The 17,659-nt window shown below is 67.6% G+C and carries 16 protein-coding genes; 12 read left to right on the forward strand and 4 right to left on the reverse strand.

Features of this window, described 5'->3' with window-relative positions:
- The first annotated feature begins 2 nt into the window (after nt 1-2).
- The 8 genes from DIE23_RS07890 to DIE23_RS07925 all read left to right on the forward strand — a co-directional run bounded on the left by DIE23_RS07890 (nt 3) and on the right by DIE23_RS07925 (nt 8,130).
- Nucleotides 3-1,088: an LLM class flavin-dependent oxidoreductase gene (locus tag DIE23_RS07890; protein WP_124611606.1), complete on the forward strand. Its 1,086-nt coding sequence runs from the start codon at nt 3-5 to the stop codon at nt 1,086-1,088.
- 20 nt (nt 1,089-1,108) lie between these two features.
- A complete protein-coding gene (locus DIE23_RS07895; protein WP_124611607.1) occupies nt 1,109-1,954 on the forward strand; it encodes a class II aldolase/adducin family protein in 846 nt (281 codons plus the stop codon).
- Between the two features lie 35 nt (nt 1,955-1,989).
- A complete protein-coding gene (locus tag DIE23_RS07900) occupies nt 1,990-3,024 on the forward strand; it encodes an ABC transporter substrate-binding protein (RefSeq protein ID WP_124611608.1) in 1,035 nt (344 codons plus the stop codon).
- Nucleotides 3,025-3,028: 4 nt separating this feature from the next.
- Nucleotides 3,029-4,129, forward strand: a complete 1,101-nt coding sequence (locus DIE23_RS07905; protein ID WP_124611609.1) for an ABC transporter permease — start codon at nt 3,029-3,031, stop codon at nt 4,127-4,129.
- On the forward strand, nt 4,123-4,947 hold the full coding sequence (locus DIE23_RS07910) for an ABC transporter ATP-binding protein (RefSeq protein ID WP_124611610.1): 825 nt from the start codon (nt 4,123-4,125) through the stop codon (nt 4,945-4,947). Before DIE23_RS07905 ends, DIE23_RS07910 begins: the two co-directional genes overlap by 7 nt.
- A 50-nt stretch (nt 4,948-4,997) precedes the next feature.
- Complete coding sequence (locus DIE23_RS07915) at nt 4,998-6,179, forward strand: cytochrome c (protein ID WP_124611611.1); 1,182 nt, start codon at nt 4,998-5,000, stop codon at nt 6,177-6,179.
- A 38-nt stretch (nt 6,180-6,217) separates the two neighbouring features.
- Nucleotides 6,218-7,171, forward strand: coding sequence for an ABC transporter substrate-binding protein (locus tag DIE23_RS07920; protein WP_124611612.1), 954 nt, complete (start codon nt 6,218-6,220; stop codon nt 7,169-7,171).
- Nucleotides 7,172-7,263: 92 nt separating this feature from the next.
- A complete protein-coding gene (locus tag DIE23_RS07925) occupies nt 7,264-8,130 on the forward strand; it encodes an MOSC domain-containing protein (protein WP_124611613.1) in 867 nt (288 codons plus the stop codon).
- Nucleotides 8,131-8,210: 80 nt separating this feature from the next.
- Here the strand turns inward: DIE23_RS07925 and DIE23_RS07930 are convergent, their stop codons facing one another.
- Both DIE23_RS07930 and DIE23_RS07935 read right to left on the reverse strand, forming a co-directional pair.
- Nucleotides 8,211-9,686, reverse strand: coding sequence for a sensor histidine kinase (locus DIE23_RS07930; RefSeq protein WP_260435993.1), 1,476 nt, complete (start codon nt 9,684-9,686; stop codon nt 8,211-8,213).
- On the reverse strand, nt 9,683-10,357 hold the full coding sequence (locus DIE23_RS07935) for a response regulator (RefSeq protein ID WP_124611614.1): 675 nt from the start codon (nt 10,355-10,357) through the stop codon (nt 9,683-9,685). The genes DIE23_RS07930 and DIE23_RS07935 overlap by 4 nt, the downstream gene beginning before the upstream one ends.
- A 126-nt stretch (nt 10,358-10,483) precedes the next feature.
- Between DIE23_RS07935 and DIE23_RS07940 the strand changes: the two genes are divergently transcribed.
- The 4 genes from DIE23_RS07940 to DIE23_RS07955 all read left to right on the forward strand — a co-directional run bounded on the left by DIE23_RS07940 (nt 10,484) and on the right by DIE23_RS07955 (nt 15,764).
- Complete coding sequence (locus tag DIE23_RS07940; protein WP_124611615.1) at nt 10,484-11,584, forward strand: ABC transporter substrate-binding protein; 1,101 nt, start codon at nt 10,484-10,486, stop codon at nt 11,582-11,584.
- Nucleotides 11,585-11,684: 100 nt separating this feature from the next.
- Nucleotides 11,685-13,457: an iron ABC transporter permease gene (locus DIE23_RS07945; protein WP_124611616.1), complete on the forward strand. Its 1,773-nt coding sequence runs from the start codon at nt 11,685-11,687 to the stop codon at nt 13,455-13,457.
- Nucleotides 13,450-14,517: an ABC transporter ATP-binding protein gene (locus DIE23_RS07950; RefSeq protein WP_021164062.1), complete on the forward strand. Its 1,068-nt coding sequence runs from the start codon at nt 13,450-13,452 to the stop codon at nt 14,515-14,517. The genes DIE23_RS07945 and DIE23_RS07950 overlap by 8 nt, the downstream gene beginning before the upstream one ends.
- A gap of 155 nt (nt 14,518-14,672) precedes the next feature.
- Nucleotides 14,673-15,764: a porin gene (locus tag DIE23_RS07955; protein ID WP_124611617.1), complete on the forward strand. Its 1,092-nt coding sequence runs from the start codon at nt 14,673-14,675 to the stop codon at nt 15,762-15,764.
- A 138-nt stretch (nt 15,765-15,902) separates the two neighbouring features.
- On the opposite strand, the gene DIE23_RS07960 is transcribed toward DIE23_RS07955, so the two are convergent.
- Nucleotides 15,903-16,403 carry a hypothetical protein gene (locus tag DIE23_RS07960; protein ID WP_260435994.1) on the reverse strand — a complete coding sequence of 167 codons (501 nt, stop codon included), beginning with the start codon at nt 16,401-16,403 and terminating at the stop codon, nt 15,903-15,905.
- Nucleotides 16,400-17,587 (reverse strand): DUF6402 family protein, encoded by a 1,188-nt coding sequence (locus DIE23_RS07965; protein ID WP_260435995.1) that lies wholly within the window; start codon nt 17,585-17,587, stop codon nt 16,400-16,402. The genes DIE23_RS07960 and DIE23_RS07965 overlap by 4 nt, the downstream gene beginning before the upstream one ends.
- Between the last annotated feature and the right edge of the window lie 72 nt (nt 17,588-17,659).

The following is a 17,659-nucleotide window of genomic DNA, read 5'->3' on the forward strand; positions in this document are numbered from 1 at the left end:
AGATGAGCGTCGAATTCATCGGCATGATCCAGAGCCAGAAGCAGTCGGAAATCCATCCGCCTGCCGGCCCCGTCGTCGACCCCGACTATGTGCGCGACTTCGCCCGCGCACACGAAACGGCCGGCTTCGACCGGATCCTCGTCCCGCACCACTCGACCGGCCCGTCGGCGACGCTGACGATCGCGTTCGCGGCCGCGGCGACCGAACGCATCCACTTCATGCTCGCGCATCGCCCGGGCTTCACCGCGCCGACGCTTGCCGCGCGGCAGATCGCGACGCTCGACCAGTTCAGCCGCGGCCGGCTCGCCGTGCACTTCATCTCCGGCGGCTCGGACAGCGAACAGCAGCGCGACGGCGATTTCCTCGACCACGACGCACGTTACGCACGCACCGACGAATACCTCGGCATCCTGCGCCGCATCTGGACCGAAACGCAGCCGTTCGATCACGCCGGCGCGCACTACCGCTTCACGCAGGGCTTTTCGGAAGTGAAGCCGTTCCAGCGGCCGCACGTGCCGATCTACTTCGGCGGCGCCTCGGAAGCGGCGCTGGAAGTGGCCGGCAAGCACGCGGACGTCTATGCGCTGTGGGGCGAATCGCTCGACCAGGTACGCGACCTGACGACCCGCGTGCGTGCCGAAGCCGCGAAGCACGGCCGGCAGGTGCGCTTCTCCGTGTCGTTCCGGCCGATTCTCGCGGCGACCGAAGACGAAGCGTGGGCACGCGCGCACCGGATCCTCGACGAAACCCGCCGGCTGCGCGACGCGGCCGGACTCGGCACCGGCGGCCCGCAGCAGAGCGAAGGCGCGCGGCGCCTGCTCGCCGCGGCCGAACGCGGCTCGCGCGTCGACAAGCGGCTGTGGACCGAAATCGCGAAGCTCACCGGCGCGCGCTCGAATTCGACCGCGCTGGTCGGCACGCCCGAACAAGTCGCCGACGCGCTGCTCGACTACTACGACCTCGGCGTGACGACGTTCCTGATCCGCGGCTTCGACCCGCTCGACGACGCGATCGACTACGGCCGCGAACTGATTCCGCGCGTGCGCAGCGCCGTCGCGGCACGCGACGCGGCGCGCCGCGCGGCCTGATGCAAAGGGAGACGCCGATCATGTCCGCCGTTCTGTCCTCTTCATCGCCCGCGCGCACCGCGTCGGGTCTCGTCCTCGCCGACACGCCGCGCCAGCATTTCTGGTTCGATCCGCCCGCGCCGCGCTTCGACGTCGCCGCCGAGCGCCGCCACCGGCAGGAGCGGCTCGCGGCCGCGTTCCGCCTGTTCGCGCGCTTCGGCTTCGCGTCGGGCCTCGCCGGTCACATCACCGCGCGCGACCCCGAACTGCCCGACCACTTCTGGGTGAATCCGCTCGGCGTGCATTTCTCGCAGATCAAGGTGTCGGACCTGCTGCTCGTCAATGCGCACGGCGAAACCGCGATCGGCAACCGGCCGCTGAACAAGGCCGCGTTCGCGATCCATGCGGCGATTCACGACGCGCATCCGCACCTCGTCGCGGCCGCGCATACGCACTCGACCTACGGCAAGGCGTGGTCGACGCTCGGCCGCCCGCTCGACCCGCTGACGCAGGACGCGTGCGTGTTCTACGAGGACCACGCGTTGTTCGACGACTTCACCGGGATGGTCGTCGATACGAGCGAAGGCGCACGGATCGCGGACGCGCTCGCGAAGCCCGACGGCACCACGCACAAGGGCGCGATCCTGAAGAACCACGGAATCCTGACGGCCGGCCCGACGGTCGAGGCCGCCGCGTGGTGGTACATCGCGCTCGACAACGCCGCGCACACGCAGCTGCTGGCCGAGGCGGCCGGCACGCCGCAACCGATCGATCATGCGACCGCGCGACACACGCACGGCCAGATCGGCGGCCCCGACGGCGCATTGCATGCGTTCGACAGCCTGTTCGCGCGCGTCGTCGCCGACGAACCCGACCTGCTCGACTGAACGCCTGCCGCACGACCGGAACCGGAGACCACACGATGACCGATACCACCGCACCCGCGCCGACCGGCGCACCTGACGACAAACGCCGACGGCTGCTGCGCGCGGCCGGCGCCGCCGCGCTCGCCGCGCCGACGATCACGCTCGGCCGCAAGGCCTGGTCCGCGCCGCCGCTGAAGAAGCTCACGTTCGCGTGGAACCAGAATGCGTTCTGCCTGACGCCGATCGTCGTCGCGCAGGAGAACGGCTTCTTCGAGAAGAACGGGCTGAAGGTCGAGCTGATCAACTACAGCGGATCGACCGACCAGCTGCTCGAATCGATCGCGACCGGCAAGGCCGACGCGGCGGTCGGGATGATCCACCGCTGGCTGAAGCCGCTCGAAGCCGGCTTCGACGTGAAGATCATCGGCAGCTCGCACGGCGGCTGCGTGCGGCTGCTCGGCGCGAAGACGGCCGGCGTGACGACGCTGCAGGCGCTGAAGGGCAAGACGGTCGGCGTCAGCGATCTCGCGGCGCCCGGCAAGCACTTCTTCTCGATCCTGCTCGCGAAGAACGGCATCGATCCCGAACGCGACATCACGTGGCGGCAGTATCCGGCCGACCTGCTCGGCGTCGCGGTCGACAAAGGGGAGATCCAGGCGATCGCCGACGGCGACCCGAACCTCTATCTGCTCGAGAAGCGCAGCAACGGCGCGTATACGGAACTCGCGACGAACCTGTCCGGCGAATACGCGCGCAAGGTGTGCTGCGTGATCGGCGCGCGCGGCGACCTCGTGCGCAATGACCGGCCGGCAGCCGCCGCGCTCGCGCGCTCGATCGTGCAGGCCACCGAGTACACGCACGACAACCCGAACGAAGCCGCGAAGGCGTTCGCGAAGTATTCGCCGAAGATCAGCCCGGACGACCTGCGCAAGCTGTACGCGACGCTGACCTACACGCACCACCCGACCAACGTCGACCTGCAGCAGGAAATCGCGTTCTACGCGGACGATTTCCGGCGGATCAGCGTACTGAAGAAGAGCACCGACCCGCAGCGCTTCGCGCAGCAGGTCTATGCGAACGTGCTGGGGTGACGCGATGTCGACGATCGAACACGCATCCGCCGCGCGCACCGCATCGGCACCGGGCAGTGCCGCCACAGTGACGGCTACCGCCGCGCCCCGTGCCGCGTGCACGGCCTGCGACGCGACGCTCGTGGCCGAAGCACGCCGTGCACACACCTGGCCGACCGGCGTCGTCGCGGCGCTCGCGTGGGCCGCGCTCGGCGCGGTGACCTGCCTGTGGCCGAATCGCGTCGTCGGTTTCACCGACTGGGCGTACACCGACACGTTCGGCATCGCCGCGTGGGCGATCGCCGCGCTGCTGCTGGTTGCCGCGACGCTCGGCCATCGCGTGCCGGCCACGCGCGCACGGCTCGCCCGCGTGCGCCCCGCCGGCCCGTGGCTCGTCGCGCTGCCGCTCGTGCTCGCCGCGTGGGAAATCGTCACCGCCAAAACGGGCTGGCTGCCGACGCCGTTCTTCGCGCCGCCGCAGGCATTGATCGAGGTCTACGTCGACGACTGGCCGCGCCTTGCCGGCAGCGCCGGCAATACGCTGAAGCTGCTTGCGCTCGGGTTTGCCTATGGCGTCGCGGTCGGGTTCGCGGTCGGCGTCTCGATCGGCTGGTCGCGCCGGATCGGCTACTGGGTGCATCCGGTGCTGCGCGTGCTCGGCCCCGTGCCGGCCACCGCGCTGCTGCCGCTCACGTTCTACTTCTTCCCAACGAGCTATTCGGCCGCCGCGTTCCTGATCGCGCTGTCGACCGGCTTCCCGGTCGCGGTGCTGACGTGGTCGGGCGTCGCGAGCGTGAACCGGCAGTACTACGACGTCGCGCGCACGCTCGGCGCGAACGCGCGCTTCCTCGTGCTGCGCGTCGCCATTCCGGCCGCGCTGCCGCATGTGTTCGTCGGCATCTTCATGGGGCTGAGCGCGTCGTTCACGGTGCTCGTCGTCGCGGAGATGATGGGCGTCAAGTCGGGGCTCGGCTGGTACCTGAGCTGGGCGCAGGGCTGGGCATCGTACGTGAACATGTATGCGGCGCTGATCGTGATGGCGCTGCTGTTTTCCGGGCTGATCGCGCTGCTGTTCGCGGTGCGCGACCGTGTGCTCGCGTGGCAGAAAGGAACCGTCAAATGGTAAGCGCCGCCGTTCTCGAATCGTCCGTTTCCACGCCGTCCGCCACGCCCCGTGCCACGGCGCCGCGCGGCGCGCGCATCGACATCCGTCGCGTGAGCCATGCGTTCGACGGCCCCGGCGGCCCGCTGCCGGTGCTCGACGACGTCACGCTGTCGGTCGCGGCCGGCGAATTCGTCGCGCTGCTCGGCCCGAGCGGCTGCGGAAAATCGACGCTGCTGCGGCTCGTCGCGGGCCTCGACGCCGCGCGGCAAGGCACGATCGCGCAGAACGGCGCGCCGATCGAACGGCCCGACCCGTCGCGCATCGTCGTGTTCCAGGATCCGACGCTCTACCCGTGGCGCCGCGTGCGTGCGAACGTGGCGCTCGGCCTCGAGGCGCGCGGCGTGGCGCGCACCGCACAGCATCGCGTCGACGATGCGCTCGCGCGCGTCGGGCTGCAGGAATTCTCGAACGCGTTTCCGCATCAGTTGTCGGGCGGGATGGCGCAGCGTGTCGCGCTCGCCCGCGCGCTCGTCAACGATCCGCGTCTCCTGATCCTCGACGAGCCGCTCGGCAAGCTCGATTCGCTGACGCGGCTGACGATGCAGGCCGAGCTGACCGCGCTGTGGCAACGCGACGGGTTCTCCGCGCTGCTCGTCACGCACGATGTCGAGGAAGCGCTGTTTCTCGCGCAGCGCGTGATCGTGTTCGGGCCGCGGCCCGCACGCATCGTCGCGGAATTGCGCGTCGACCTGCCCTATCCGCGCCATCGCGGCGACCCGCGTCTCGCCGAGCTGCGCCACGAAGCGCTGCGGCATCTCGGACTCGATGCGAGCTGGTAGATGCGCGGTAACGTTCGCAGGATGGCCGGTGCGCGGCAAAGGCCGCGCCGATGAACGCGCCGCCGTTCGCCGACTGGGCGCTCCTGTTCCTGCAACTGCTGTATCGCGCGCAGATCGCGTTCGCGCGGGTGCTGCATGCGATCGGCCTGACCGGCGATGCCGACGGACAGGCCGCGTGGCCCTGGGCGCACCGGATCGCGCTCGAAACGCTGCGCATCGACGCGGGACTCACGCGCCAGCTCTCGCTCGCCGGCGCGGCGGCCGCGCTGGCCGTGGCGCTCGGCTTCATCGCGCTCGTTTCGCGCAAGTGGCGGGCGGTATCGGCAATCGCCGCGCTGGCCGTTGCGTGGTTCGCGCCGTGGCCGCCGGCATCGCTGTGGCTCGCGCCCGCGGTACCCACGAGTTTTCAGCGCAGTCCCGAGGCGTTTTCCGTCGCGAACGTGATGCGCGGCGCACATCTGTATGCGCAGCATTGCGTGGCCTGTCACGGCGCGGACGGCCGCGGCGAGGGACCGCTCGCGGCAACGCTCGCCCACTGGCCACCGACCTTCGCGGGCGCGCTGCTTGCCCGCCGGCTCGACGGCGAACTGTACTGGCGTGTGCGGCACGGTACGCGCGACGCGCGCGGCGCGGCGTCGATGCCGGGTTTCGCGGCGACGCTCGGCCCGGCCGATACATGGGCCGTGCTCGATTACCTGAAAGCGCTGTCGGCCGGCAGCGGCGCGCAGGCCGAAGGCGCGTGGCCCGTGCCCGTCCCGCTGCCGGCGCTCGACGTGCGCTGCCGCAACGCCGCGCCGCAACCGCTCGAGCGCTGGCGCGAAGGCCAGCGCGTGCGCATCGTCGCGCTCGCGCCGGGCAGCGCACTGCCGACGGAGGATCCGCGCTGGCAGACGCTGCTCGTCGTTGGAGGCGATATGCCTGCGCTGCCGGCAACCGGCACTCGCGCGAACTGCGTCGCGGCGACGCCCGATGCATGGCAAGCGTTCGCGACGATCGCCGGCGTGCCGCCCGAGGCGTTCGGCGGCACGCAACTGCTTGCCGACCGGCGCGGCTGGCTGCGTGCCCGCGCGTTGCCGGGCAGCGCGGGCTGGTCGGCCGACGACCTGCTGTGCCGCTCGGATGCCGCCTCGCGACCGCCGACTACCGCCGCGAATGCCGATCCGCTGACCGCGCTGTTGCTGCGCGTGGACGCCGAACCCGTGCGCGACGTGCAGGCCGGGCTCCCGCATTGAATCCCTGAACCGTTTCCCCCGATCGACCGAACTCCACGATGAATCCGACCCGACGCCACTTCCTCGCGCAAGCAAGCGCCCTCGCCGCCGTCTCCTTGGCTCCGGCCGCGCTCCATGCGCAATCGGGCGCGCGGCCGCTGCTGCGTGCCGGCGACCAGAAAGGCGGGCTGCGCGCGCTGCTCGAGGCGGCCGGCGAACTGAACGGCCTCGCATACGACATCGCATGGACCGAATTCCCGGCCGCCGCACCGCTGGCCGAAGCGCTGAACGCGGCGGCCGTCGACTGCGGGCCGATCGGCGACGCCCCGGTGATCTTCGCGCTCGCCTCGGGCGCGCGCATCAAGGTGATCGGCGCGAACCGGTCCGACCCGTACGGCACGGCCGTGCTCGTGCGGCCCGACACAACGCTGAAAGACGCCGCCGACCTGAAAGGCAAGCGCATCGGCACCACGCGCGGCTCGATCGGCCATTTCGTCACGCTGAAGGCGCTCGACGCGGCCGGCCTGCCGCCCGACGCCGTATCGTTCCGCTTCCTGCCGCCGGCCGACACGATGCTTGCGCTCGCAACCGGTTCGATCGACGCGTGGGCGACGTGGGAACCCTATACCGCCCTCGCGGAAACGAGCGGCCGCGCGCGCGTGCTCGTCAACGGCCGCGGCCTGTGGTCGGGCTTCAGCTACGTCGCGGCGACCGACGCGGCGATCGCGTCGAAGCGCGACGTGCTGCGCGACTTCCTGCAACGCGTGGTGCGCGCGCAGGCCTGGTCGTACCGGCACGTCGACGCGTATTCCGCGGCGCTCGCGCGCATCATCGGCATCCCGCCGACGGCCGCGAAACTGCAATTCGAGCGCCGCAACACGCGCTGGCAGCCGATCGACGCGACGGTCATCGCGGGACAGCAGCGCACGGCCGACTTCTACCTGAAGGCCGGGCTGCTGCGCCAGCCGCTCGACGTGCGCACGACCTTCGACCTCGGCTTTCCGCTGGCGTGACCGGCCGCGCGGCAGCCTGCAACCGCCCAAACGGCTTTCGCACGATCTGGCACAATCGCGATTCGACCATCCCGCCTTCGTCAGCCAGCGTCATGCCAGCCATCTCCGAACTCTTCGTCTACCCGATCAAATCCTGCGCGGGCATCGCGCTGCCTCGCGCGCAGCTGCTCGAAACGGGCCTCGCGTACGATCGCCACTGGCTGATCACCACCCCGGACGGGATGATGATCACGCAGCGCACGCATCCGCGCCTCGCACTGATCCGCACCGCGCTCGACAGCGATGCGCTCGTGCTGAACGCGCCGGGCATGCCCGAGATCCGCACGCCGCTCGACGGCGATGCGACGCCCGCCACGCCGAAGATGGCCGCGACCGTCTGGCGCGACACCGTCGACGCGATCGACACGGGCGCCGAGACGGCTGCATGGCTCACCGAATTCCTCGGCATGTCGTTGAAACTCGCGCGCTTCGGCGCCGACGCGCGCCGCGGCTGCAACCGCAAATGGACCGGCGACATCGACACGCACACGCAGTTCGCGGACGGCTATCCGCTGCTCGTGATCGGCCAGTCGTCGCTTGACGACCTGAACGCAAAGCTCGTCGCGAAAGGCGCGCCGGCCATTCCGATGAACCGCTTTCGCCCGAACATCGTCATGTCGGATCTCGATGCGTATGAAGAGGATTTCATCGAGCATCTCGACGCCGAAGGCGAGACGCCCGTGCGGCTGCGCCTCGTGAAGCTGTGCACGCGCTGCCCGATGCCGACGATCGACCAGGTGACCGGCGCGCCGAACCCGGAATGGCCGCACGAGCCGACCGACACGATGCAGACCTATCGCGCGCATCCGAATTACGACGACGCGCTGACGTTCGGCATCAACGCGATCGTCGTCGAAGGCGCGGGCGCGTGGCTCGAGGTCGGGCAGTCCGTCGCAGCGGAGATCGGGTTCGGCGACTGAGCGGATTGACCGAAGCGGCGGACGGCGCAGCGTCTGCGTCGCCGCCATCCGCCGCGGTTGCGACGATCGCGGCGGCCCTGTTATTGCGCCGCCGGAACCGTCGGCAGCACCACCGTCACGATCAACCCGCCACCCGCCGCATCGGCCAGCATCACGCTGCCCTGATGCACGCGCACGATCTCCCGCACGATCGACAACCCGAGCCCCGTGCCGTCGACCGTCTGCGTCTTGCTGCCGCGATGGAAGCGCTCGAACACCGCGTCGCGCTCGCCGGCCGGAATGCCCGGCCCGTTGTCGATCACGTCGAGCCGCGCAAGCTCGCCGTCGCGCGATACGCGCACCGTGATTACCGCGCGGTCGCCCGAATAACGGATCGCGTTGTCGATCAGGTTGCCGATCATTTCACCGAGTAGGTCCGGTTGGCCGAGCACGTCGACATCCGTCTCGTGCTCGAAACCCAGGTCGATGTCACGCGCGCGCGCGACCGGCGACCAGTCGAGCGTCACGCTGCGCGCGAGCCGGTGGAGCGCGACCGGCTGGTGCGCGACCGCATGGCCGCTGTCCGAATCGAGGCGAGACAGCGACAGCAGCTGCTGCACGATCTTCGCGGCCTGCCGCACCGCGCCGTTCACGCGCCGCAGATGCACGTTCACGCGCGGCTGCTCGTCGGGCCGCAACGCCAGCTCGACGCCGGCCTGCACGGCCGCGAGCGGCGTCTTCATCTGATGGGCCGCGTCCGCGAAGAAACGCCGCCGCGCGACCTGCATCTGCTGCGTGCGGCCGATGTACTGGTTGATCGACTCGACGAGCGGCGCGAGCTCGCTCGGCATGCCGCCGGTGTCGAGCGGCGTCGGATCGCCGTCGCTGCGCGCGGCGACCGTCGCCGACAGCCGGTTCAACGGCCGCAGCCCGCGCCCGACGCCGAGCCACACGATCCCGAGCGCGAGCACGACGAGCAGCCCCTCCTGCAGCAGCGAGCCCATCAGGATCTCGCGCGCGAGCGCCTGGCGCCCCTCGATCGTCTCGCCGACCATCACCCACACGATGCGCGTCTGCGCGGTCGGCACGTCGTGCACCGGCACGCGCAGCGCGGCCATGCGCAACTGCTCGCCGCGATAGACGACGTTGTAGTAGCGCGTGACGAACAGCGCGCCGTCGCCCGGCGGGAGCGGCAGGTCCGGATAGCCGGTGATCGTGTGGCCGTTGTCCTCGCGGATCAGGTAGTAGATCTTGCCGCCGTCGCCCGACTCGAACATCTCGAGCGCGAGATACGGCAGGTCGACCTCGAGCTCGCCCTCGTTGAGCCGCACGCCTTCGCGGATCGACTTCAGCGACGACGACAGCGTGCGGTCGAACGCGACATGTGCGGCGCTCATCGCGCGCTGGTAGGTGAGCCACGAGTCGAGCGCGAGCAGCCCGAGCAGCGGCAGCAGCAGCCACAGCGCGACCTGCGTGCGCAGGTTCGGGCGGTGCCATGCCCGCCGCCGGGCGGCCCCAAGTGGGGCATGCGCCCCCTCGGGGGACAGCGAACCAGAGTAAGCGTTGGGGTGGTTCATCCGACGGCCTTCGCTTCGAGCAGATACCCGAGCCCGCGCAGCGTGACGATCGCGATGCCGGTGTTCTCCAGCTTCTTGCGCAGCCGGTACACGTAGATCTCGATCGCGTCCGCATTGACCGACTCGTCGAGCCCGAAGATCTTCTCCGACAGCGTCTCCTTGTTGATCGCGCGGCCGTTGCGCAGGATCAGCACTTCCAGCACCGAGCGCTCGCGCGGCGTGAGCGGCAGCGGTTCGCCGGCGAGGTGGAAGCTGCGGTCGATACTGTCATACGAAAGCGGCCCGCATTCGACCCGCGAATGCTCGTGGCCGAGGCTGCGCCGGATCAGTGCACGGGCGCGCGCCTCCAGCTCGGTCAGCTCGAACGGCTTCGCGAGATAGTCGTCGGCCCCGAGATCGAGCCCCTTCACGCGGTCCTCGACCGAGCCGTGCGCGGTGAGGATCAGCACCGGCACCGGATTGCGGCGCGCGCGCAGCCGCCGCAGCACCTCGAGCCCGTCGAGCTTCGGCAGCCCGAGATCGAGGATCACCAGCGCGTAGTCCTGCGTGCGCAGCACGTGATCCGCCGCCTCCCCGTCCGCCATGTGATCGACCGCGAAGCGCGCGGCGCTCAGCGCGTCGTTCAGCGACTGCGCCAGGTTCGGGTTGTCTTCGACGAGCAGTACACGCATGGGGACCTCGGGAAATCCATGACACAAAGGACGCTATTGTGAACCGAAATGAAAGCAGGCTGAAAGTGCCTCGCAATTAACATCCGCGTCACTCGAACAACACACACGCATAACTGGAGGAAGACAATGCCGTTTGCACCGAAGCAGCTCGCCGCCGCACTGGCGATCGTCATGGGCACCGCCGCCGGCGCCGCCGTCGCACAGGTTCCGGCCGGGTATCCGGGTAACTACCAGGGTGTCGTCGACGCCGCGAAGAAGGAAGGCAAGCTGATCGTCTACTCGACGACCGACACCGGCCTCGTGCGCCCGCTGATCAAGGATTTCGAAAGCCTGTACGGCGTGAAGGTCGAGTACAACGACATGAACAGCACCGAGCTGTACAACCGCTACATCAGCGAGAACGCGGCCAGCAGCACCAGCGCCGACGTGCTGTGGAGCTCGGCGATGGACCTGCAGGTCAAGCTCGTCAACGACGGCCTGATGGCGTCGTACGATTCGCCCGAAAGCCCGAACGTGCCGCAATGGGCGCAATACCAGAAGCAGGCATACGGCACGACCTTCGAGCCGCTCGCGATCGTCTACAACAAGCGCCTGATCCCCGAGAACGAGGTGCCGAAGACGCGCGCCGACCTGATCAAGCTGCTCGGCACGCAGGGCGACAAGTTCAAGGGCAAGGTCACGACCTACGACATCGAGAAGTCGGGCGTCGGCTTCAACTACCTGACGCAAGACGCGCACGTGAACGAGCAGGTCACGTGGGAGCTCGTGAAGGCGATCGGCGCGACCGGCCCGAAGCTGCAGTCGAGCACCGGCGCGATGATGGAGCGGATCTCGTCCGGCGAGAACCTGATCGGCTACAACATCATCGGCTCGTATGCGTACGCGAAAGCGAAGAAGGACAAGTCGATCGGCTACGTGTTTCCGAAGGACTACACGCAGGTCGTGAGCCGCCTGGCCACGGTCTCGAAGAAGGCGAAGAACCCGAACGCAGCGAAGCTGTGGGTCGACTACCTGCTGTCGAAGCGCGGCCAGACGCTGATCGCGAACCAGGCGAACCTGTACGCGATCCGCGCGGACGTGACCGGCGAAACCTCGGCCGCGAGCCTCACGAAGGAACTCGGCGATTCGCTGAAGCCGATCCAGATCGGCACCGGCCTGCTCGTCTATCTCGACCAGTCGAAGCGGCTCGCGTTCCTGAAGCAATGGCAGCAGGCGATCAAGCGCTGATCCGCTGACCTCCGGCCGCCCGCCGCGCATCGCGCAGGCGGCCCCTTCCCCTTACCGACTTCCTAGAGGCGGCCATCCGGATGGCCGCAGGGGTGAACTCATGCTTTCAACCAGCACACGCGGAACGGCGCCGGCCGTTCCGCCCACCACCGGCCCGGGCGGCGCGATCCCCGCGCTGCCGGCCAACGGCCTGCAGTCGCTCGCCGGCATGCTGCGCTGGATCGTCGTCGCGGTGCTGACCGTCGCGGTCGCGCTGCCGCTCGGCTTCATCCTGTTCCAGAGCCTGCTGTCCGCACCGTTCTTCGACGCGAACAAGACGCTCGGCATCGAGGGCTTCCGCTTCATCTTCACCGACCCGGATTTCTGGTCGGCCGTGAAGAACTCGTTCATCATCGCCGGCGGGATGCTGTTCATCTCGATCCCGCTCGGCGGCATCCTCGCGTTCCTGATGGTGCGCACCGACCTGCCCGGCCGCCGCTGGCTCGAGCCGCTGCTGCTCACGCCCGTGTTCGTGTCGCCGATGGTGCTCGCGTTCGGCTACGTCGTCGCGGCCGGTCCGGTCGGCTTCTACTCGGTATGGTTCAAGGAACTGTTCGGGGTGCAGAACGTCCCCTGGAACGTGTACTCGATCTTCGCGATCACGGTGATCGTCGGCCTCACGCACGTACCGCACGTGTATCTGTACTCGTCGGCCGCGCTGCGCAACCTCGGCTCGGACGTCGAGGAAGCCGCGCGCGTGACGGGTGCCCGGCCGTTCCGCGTCGCGCTCGACGTGAGCCTGCCGATGACCATGCCCGCGCTGCTGTTCGCCGGCGTGCTCGTGTTCTTCCTTGGCTTCGAGGTGTTCGGGCTGCCGCTCGTGCTCGGCGATCCGGAAGGCCACCTCGTGCTCGCGACCTACCTGTACAAGCTGACCAACAAGCTCGGCGTGCCGTCGTATCACCTGATGGCCGCGGTCGCCGTGTGCATCGTCGCGATCACGTTCCCGCTCGTGCTGTTGCAGCGCCGCCTGCTGAAGACCGCGAACCGCTTCGTCACCGTGAAGGGCAAGGCCGGCCGCGCGACGGTGCTGCCGCTCGGCGTATGGCGCTGGGTCGCGCTCGCGATCGTCGCGCTGTGGCTCGTGCTGACCGTGATCGTGCCGATCTCCGGCATCGTGCTGCGCGCGTTCGTGACCAACTGGGGCGAAGGCGTGCCGCTGATGGAAGTGCTGACGCTGTCGAACTTCATCGAGCTGTTCGAGCAGGACAACCTCGTGCGCGCAATCGTCAACACGCTCGGCATCGGCGTGATCGGCGGCGCGCTCGCGATCGGCTTCTACTCGCTCGTCGCGTTCGCCGGCCATCGCCGCCACGACTGGGCGACCAAGCTGCTCGACTATCTCGTGCTGCTGCCGCGTGCGGTGCCGGGCCTGCTCGCGGGTCTCGCGTTCCTGTGGATCTTCCTGTTCGTCCCGGGCCTGCGCGAGCTGAAGAATTCGATGTGGAGCATCTGGATCGCGTACACGGTCGTGTGGCTCGCATACGGGATGCGGCTCATCCAGAGCGCGCTTCTGCAGGTCGGGCCGGAGCTCGAGGAAGCCGGCCGCAGCGTCGGCGCGACGCGCAGCCGCGTGTCGCTCGACGTGACGCTGCCGCTCGTCCGCTTCGGCCTGCTCGCCGCGTGGCTCCTGATCTTCATGATCTTCGAGCGCGAATACTCGACCGCCGTCTATCTACTGTCGCCCGGCACCGAAGTGATCGGCGCGCTGCTCGTGTCGCTGTGGGCGACCGGCGCCGTCGACCAGGTCGCCGCGCTCTCTGTCATCAACATCGCGATGGTCGGCGCCGGTCTCGGCGTGGCCCTGCGCTTCGGAGTGAAACTTCATGGATAAGCTCATCGTCGACGACCTGCATCTCAGCTACGGCGCCAATCCGATCCTCAAGGGTGTGTCGTTCGAACTGAAGGCCGGCGAAGTCGTGTGCCTGCTCGGCGCGTCGGGCAGCGGCAAGACCACGCTGCTGCGCGCGGTGGCCGGCCTCGAACAGCCGTCCGACGGGCGCATCCAGCTCGACGACCGCGTGTTCTTCGACGGCGCGCAGCGCGTCGACCTGCCCGTCGAACAGCGCTCGCTCGGCCTCGTGTTCCAGTCGTACGCGCTGTGGCCGCACCGCACCGTCGCCGACAACGTCGGCTACGGGCTCAAGCTGCGCCGCGTCGCGCCGGCCGAACAGAAGCGCCGCGTGCAGACCGCGCTCGACCAGCTCGGCCTCGGCCATCTCGCCGAACGCTTTCCGCACCAGTTGTCGGGCGGCCAGCAGCAGCGCGTCGCGATCGCGCGCGCGCTGGTCTACAACCCGCCGGTGATCCTGCTCGACGAGCCGCTGTCGAACCTCGACGCGAAGCTGCGCGAGGAAGCGCGTGCATGGCTGCGCGAGCTGATCGTGTCGCTCGGGCTGTCCGCGCTCTGCGTGACGCACGACCAGACCGAAGCGATGGCGATGTCCGACCGCATCCTGCTGCTGCGCAACGGCCGCATCGAACAGGAAGGCACGCCGGCCGAGCTGTACGGTGCGCCGCGCTCGCTGTACACAGCCGAATTCATGGGCAGCAACAACCGCATCGATGCACGCGTCGCGGCCGTCGACGGCGAACGCGTGACGCTCGCCGGCGACGGCTGGGAGCTGCAGGCGCTCGCCCGCGACACGTTCGCGCCGGGCCAGGACGCACAGGCCGTGATCCGCCTCGAACGCGTGCAGGTCGCCGACGGCCCGGGCGCGAACCGGCTGCAGGCCGATCTCGTCACGTCGATGTATCTCGGCGACCGCTGGGAATACCTGTTCCATTGCGGCGAGATGCGCCTGCGCGCGTTCGGCCACGTGCCGCGCGCGGCCGGCAAGCACTGGATCGAATTCCCGACCAACGACTGCTGGGCGTTCGCGAAAGCGGGCTGACCCGGGCGCGGCGGCCGGCGCGCCGCCGCGCATGCATTCAGGCGCGCATTCCGTTTCGATACAGGTTCGGCCGACGCTTCACGGCGTCCGCCGTGGCCTGCTGCGCGCTGCGTAACCGTTTCACCCAACCCACAAGAACCAAGGAGACACCGTCAATGAAGTCACGCGCAGAACGTTCCCTTCGCAGTGCCATCCTCACCGGATCGGCCGTCGCAGCCGGCCTCGCGACAGGCGCCGCGCACGCGCAGTCGTCGGTCACGATGTACGGGATCATGGATGCCGGCATCGAGTTCGCCAACCACGCGGCACCGCAAGGCGGCAATTCGTACAAACTCAAATCCGGTAACAAGAACACGTCGCGCTGGGGCTTGCGCGGCGTCGAGGATCTCGGCGGCGGGCTGAAGGCCGTGTTCCGCCTCGAGAGCGGGATCGATCTCGCGAACGGCGCGTCCGACGACGGCCCCGACTCGATCTTCGCGCGCCGCGCGACGGTCGGCCTGAAAGGCAAATGGGGGGAAGTCTCGCTCGGCCGCAACTTCACCGTCACGTACGACTACATGCTGCCGTTCGACCCGATGGGTTACGCGCAGAACTATTCGTGGGCGACGTCGTCGATGGCGACCGGCGGCCGCAAGGACGGCCTCTTCACGCGTTCGTCGAACGCCGTGCGCTACGACGGCGAATTCAGCGGCTTCAAGTTCGGCGCGTTGTACGGCTTCGGCAACGTGCCCGGCAGCGTGAAGACCAGTTCGAAGTACGACTTCGCGCTCGGCTACGAGACCGGCCCGTTCGCGGCGGTCGTCACGTTCGACCGGCAGAACGGCGCGGCCGACAGCGTCACGCCGGCCGATACCGTCAACTACATCCAGGGCATCCACGCGGGCCTGAGCTACGACTTCGGCAACCTGAAGACGATGGCCGGCTATCGCAACTATCGGCGCACGTATCACACGAGTGCGGCGAACCAGTTGAGCGACATGTACTGGCTCGGCGGGTCGTACCAGTTCACGCCGACGTTCTCGATGATCGCGGCCGTCTATCACCAGAACATCAAGGGCGGCAGCGATGCCGATCCGACGCTGGTGTCGGTGCGTGCGCAATACGCGTTGTCGAAGCGCACGGTGCTGTACGCGGCCGGCGCGTTCGCGATCGCGCAGCATGGGCAGAAGGTGGGTGTGTCGCGGGATTTCGCCGGGTATGGCACCACGCAGGTCGGCGTGACGGCGGGGATTCAGCAGCGGTTTTGAATCTGACGCGCGGCACGGGCGGCGGCATGCGTCGTCGCCCACCCGCCTCCATGCTGCGCTGTCGCCACGGCCCTGGCGCGTCCTCGCGCGGCGAGGCACACCACACTACGCGGTCGCACACGTACTAATCGCGCATATCTACGGCAACATGGCCTTCCATCGTTCGATCTGTGCAGGGGGAAGCTTGATCTCTCCATCGCTATCCACCGCAGTATCGAATATTAGCGATTCCTTAGTCCATATCAAGCGAACAGCATCCGGGTACTCGTAAGTCCGCTCGGCAAGCAATTGCATGTCGGATGTCCGATAGAGCCGAAGAAGGATCCGATCCCCTCCCAGGTAGGCGTATTGCGCCGTGTAGCGCCCCCCGTCGTTCCTGGAGCGCTCGGTATCAAACTGTGTTGCTCGAGCGCGCACACGCGCATCCTGATAGTAAGAGCCCGCGAAGCACAAAAAAGTGACAGTTGCCAGACCTAAACCGAGCACTTTCATTCCCGACTTCATTCGTGCGGCACGCCCCTCTTGCCGTGCAAGACTGCAAAAGATAACTATCAGAATGCACACTGCGATTCCGATCAGCGCGATTTCTGCAAGTGCAACCAGACCTGCCCCTTGCATGGCGGTCGCCAAGCCGTTCATTCGAAGTACACCGTTATTGGTTTAGCGAGCATGATCGGCCTATAGTCCGAAAATACAATGAAGTCTCCGCCTCGATGGTGCCTGTCTTGCCACTCCCGGAACGAGCGGTTCCGGACCGGATAGTAAACCTTCCCTGGTTCATAGAGGTTTGCGACCGTACTGCCGGACACGACGGGAAAGTCGAACCAGGGCTGCTCTGCGAGATTCGCTGCCGTGTAACTCGGCACGATAACCACACCGTTTTTGCTCCAGTGGCCCAGGTACTGGGATCGTGAATCTGTTGCCCCGTCGAAGGAATAGCCATCCCTGACGTATACGACAATATTCGTAACCGTCGCCTTCCTGTTCTCCGCATCGAAAATGACGCGTGCTACTGCCGCATATAGGTTGAATGCCCCCAACGCGCCGGTCAGGTCGTCAGGAACACCGGCATCCGGAAGCCGCCGTACGGCCTGCAGTGCCTTCTGCTCAAACGAGCTTTCTACCGCTGCTCGCTGAAACTGGAATCCTTTGTGTAGCTTGCGAATATCGTAGCCGCTGACCGTCCAAGGCGATACTTCTCCGCGACCACGGTAGCGGCCGAGAATGTCTTTGAGGGCTTCGTATGCACGCGAACTGTATATATCGGTATTTACCAAGTTATCGTATGCCTTCCTGGCACGCGCGTGCTTGAGGACCCAATCCAGTCTTATGGTAGTCCGATCGACCATTGACTCAGGGTCGAGTTCGCCATTCTGGTTGATCTCGTTCTGCTGATCCTTTGATGTGGGCGAGTAGTTGAGCCGCCCCGCAAACCAACGCTCCATCAGTTTCGCCGAAACTGGCATATGCTCTTTGCGCATTGCATCGGGAATTTGCTGAATATCGAAAGGCGGCACCACCCTTTCCTTCTCCGTCGGCTTCAGTTGCTTGGGCGGAACAGGTGCATCCAACCACTTCTTGAAACGAGAAAACGCAGCCGCGACCTTTTCGATATCGTCCACCATCTTGTCGAGCGAGTCACGCTTGTCGACCTGCGCAATGGGCATAGATTGCTCTACTGGCAACTCGCTCGCCGGCGGCGCCATTGTCAGTGACAGGCCAAGATCACACGCCGGGACTCCCCCATCGTCCCCGTCGCATAGCTTCCATTTCCAAACCAGCTTGTTGATCCTGAAGTACGGGATCCTATCGTTATCGCTCACCGTGGCTTCCCCTCGGTTTGTAGAATCCCGGACCATACAGATTCACTCACCGGTTCACAACGTTACGCATGC

The sequence above is a fragment of the Burkholderia sp. Bp9143 genome (assembly GCF_003853645.1).
Classification (GTDB): Bacteria; Pseudomonadota; Gammaproteobacteria; order Burkholderiales; family Burkholderiaceae; genus Burkholderia.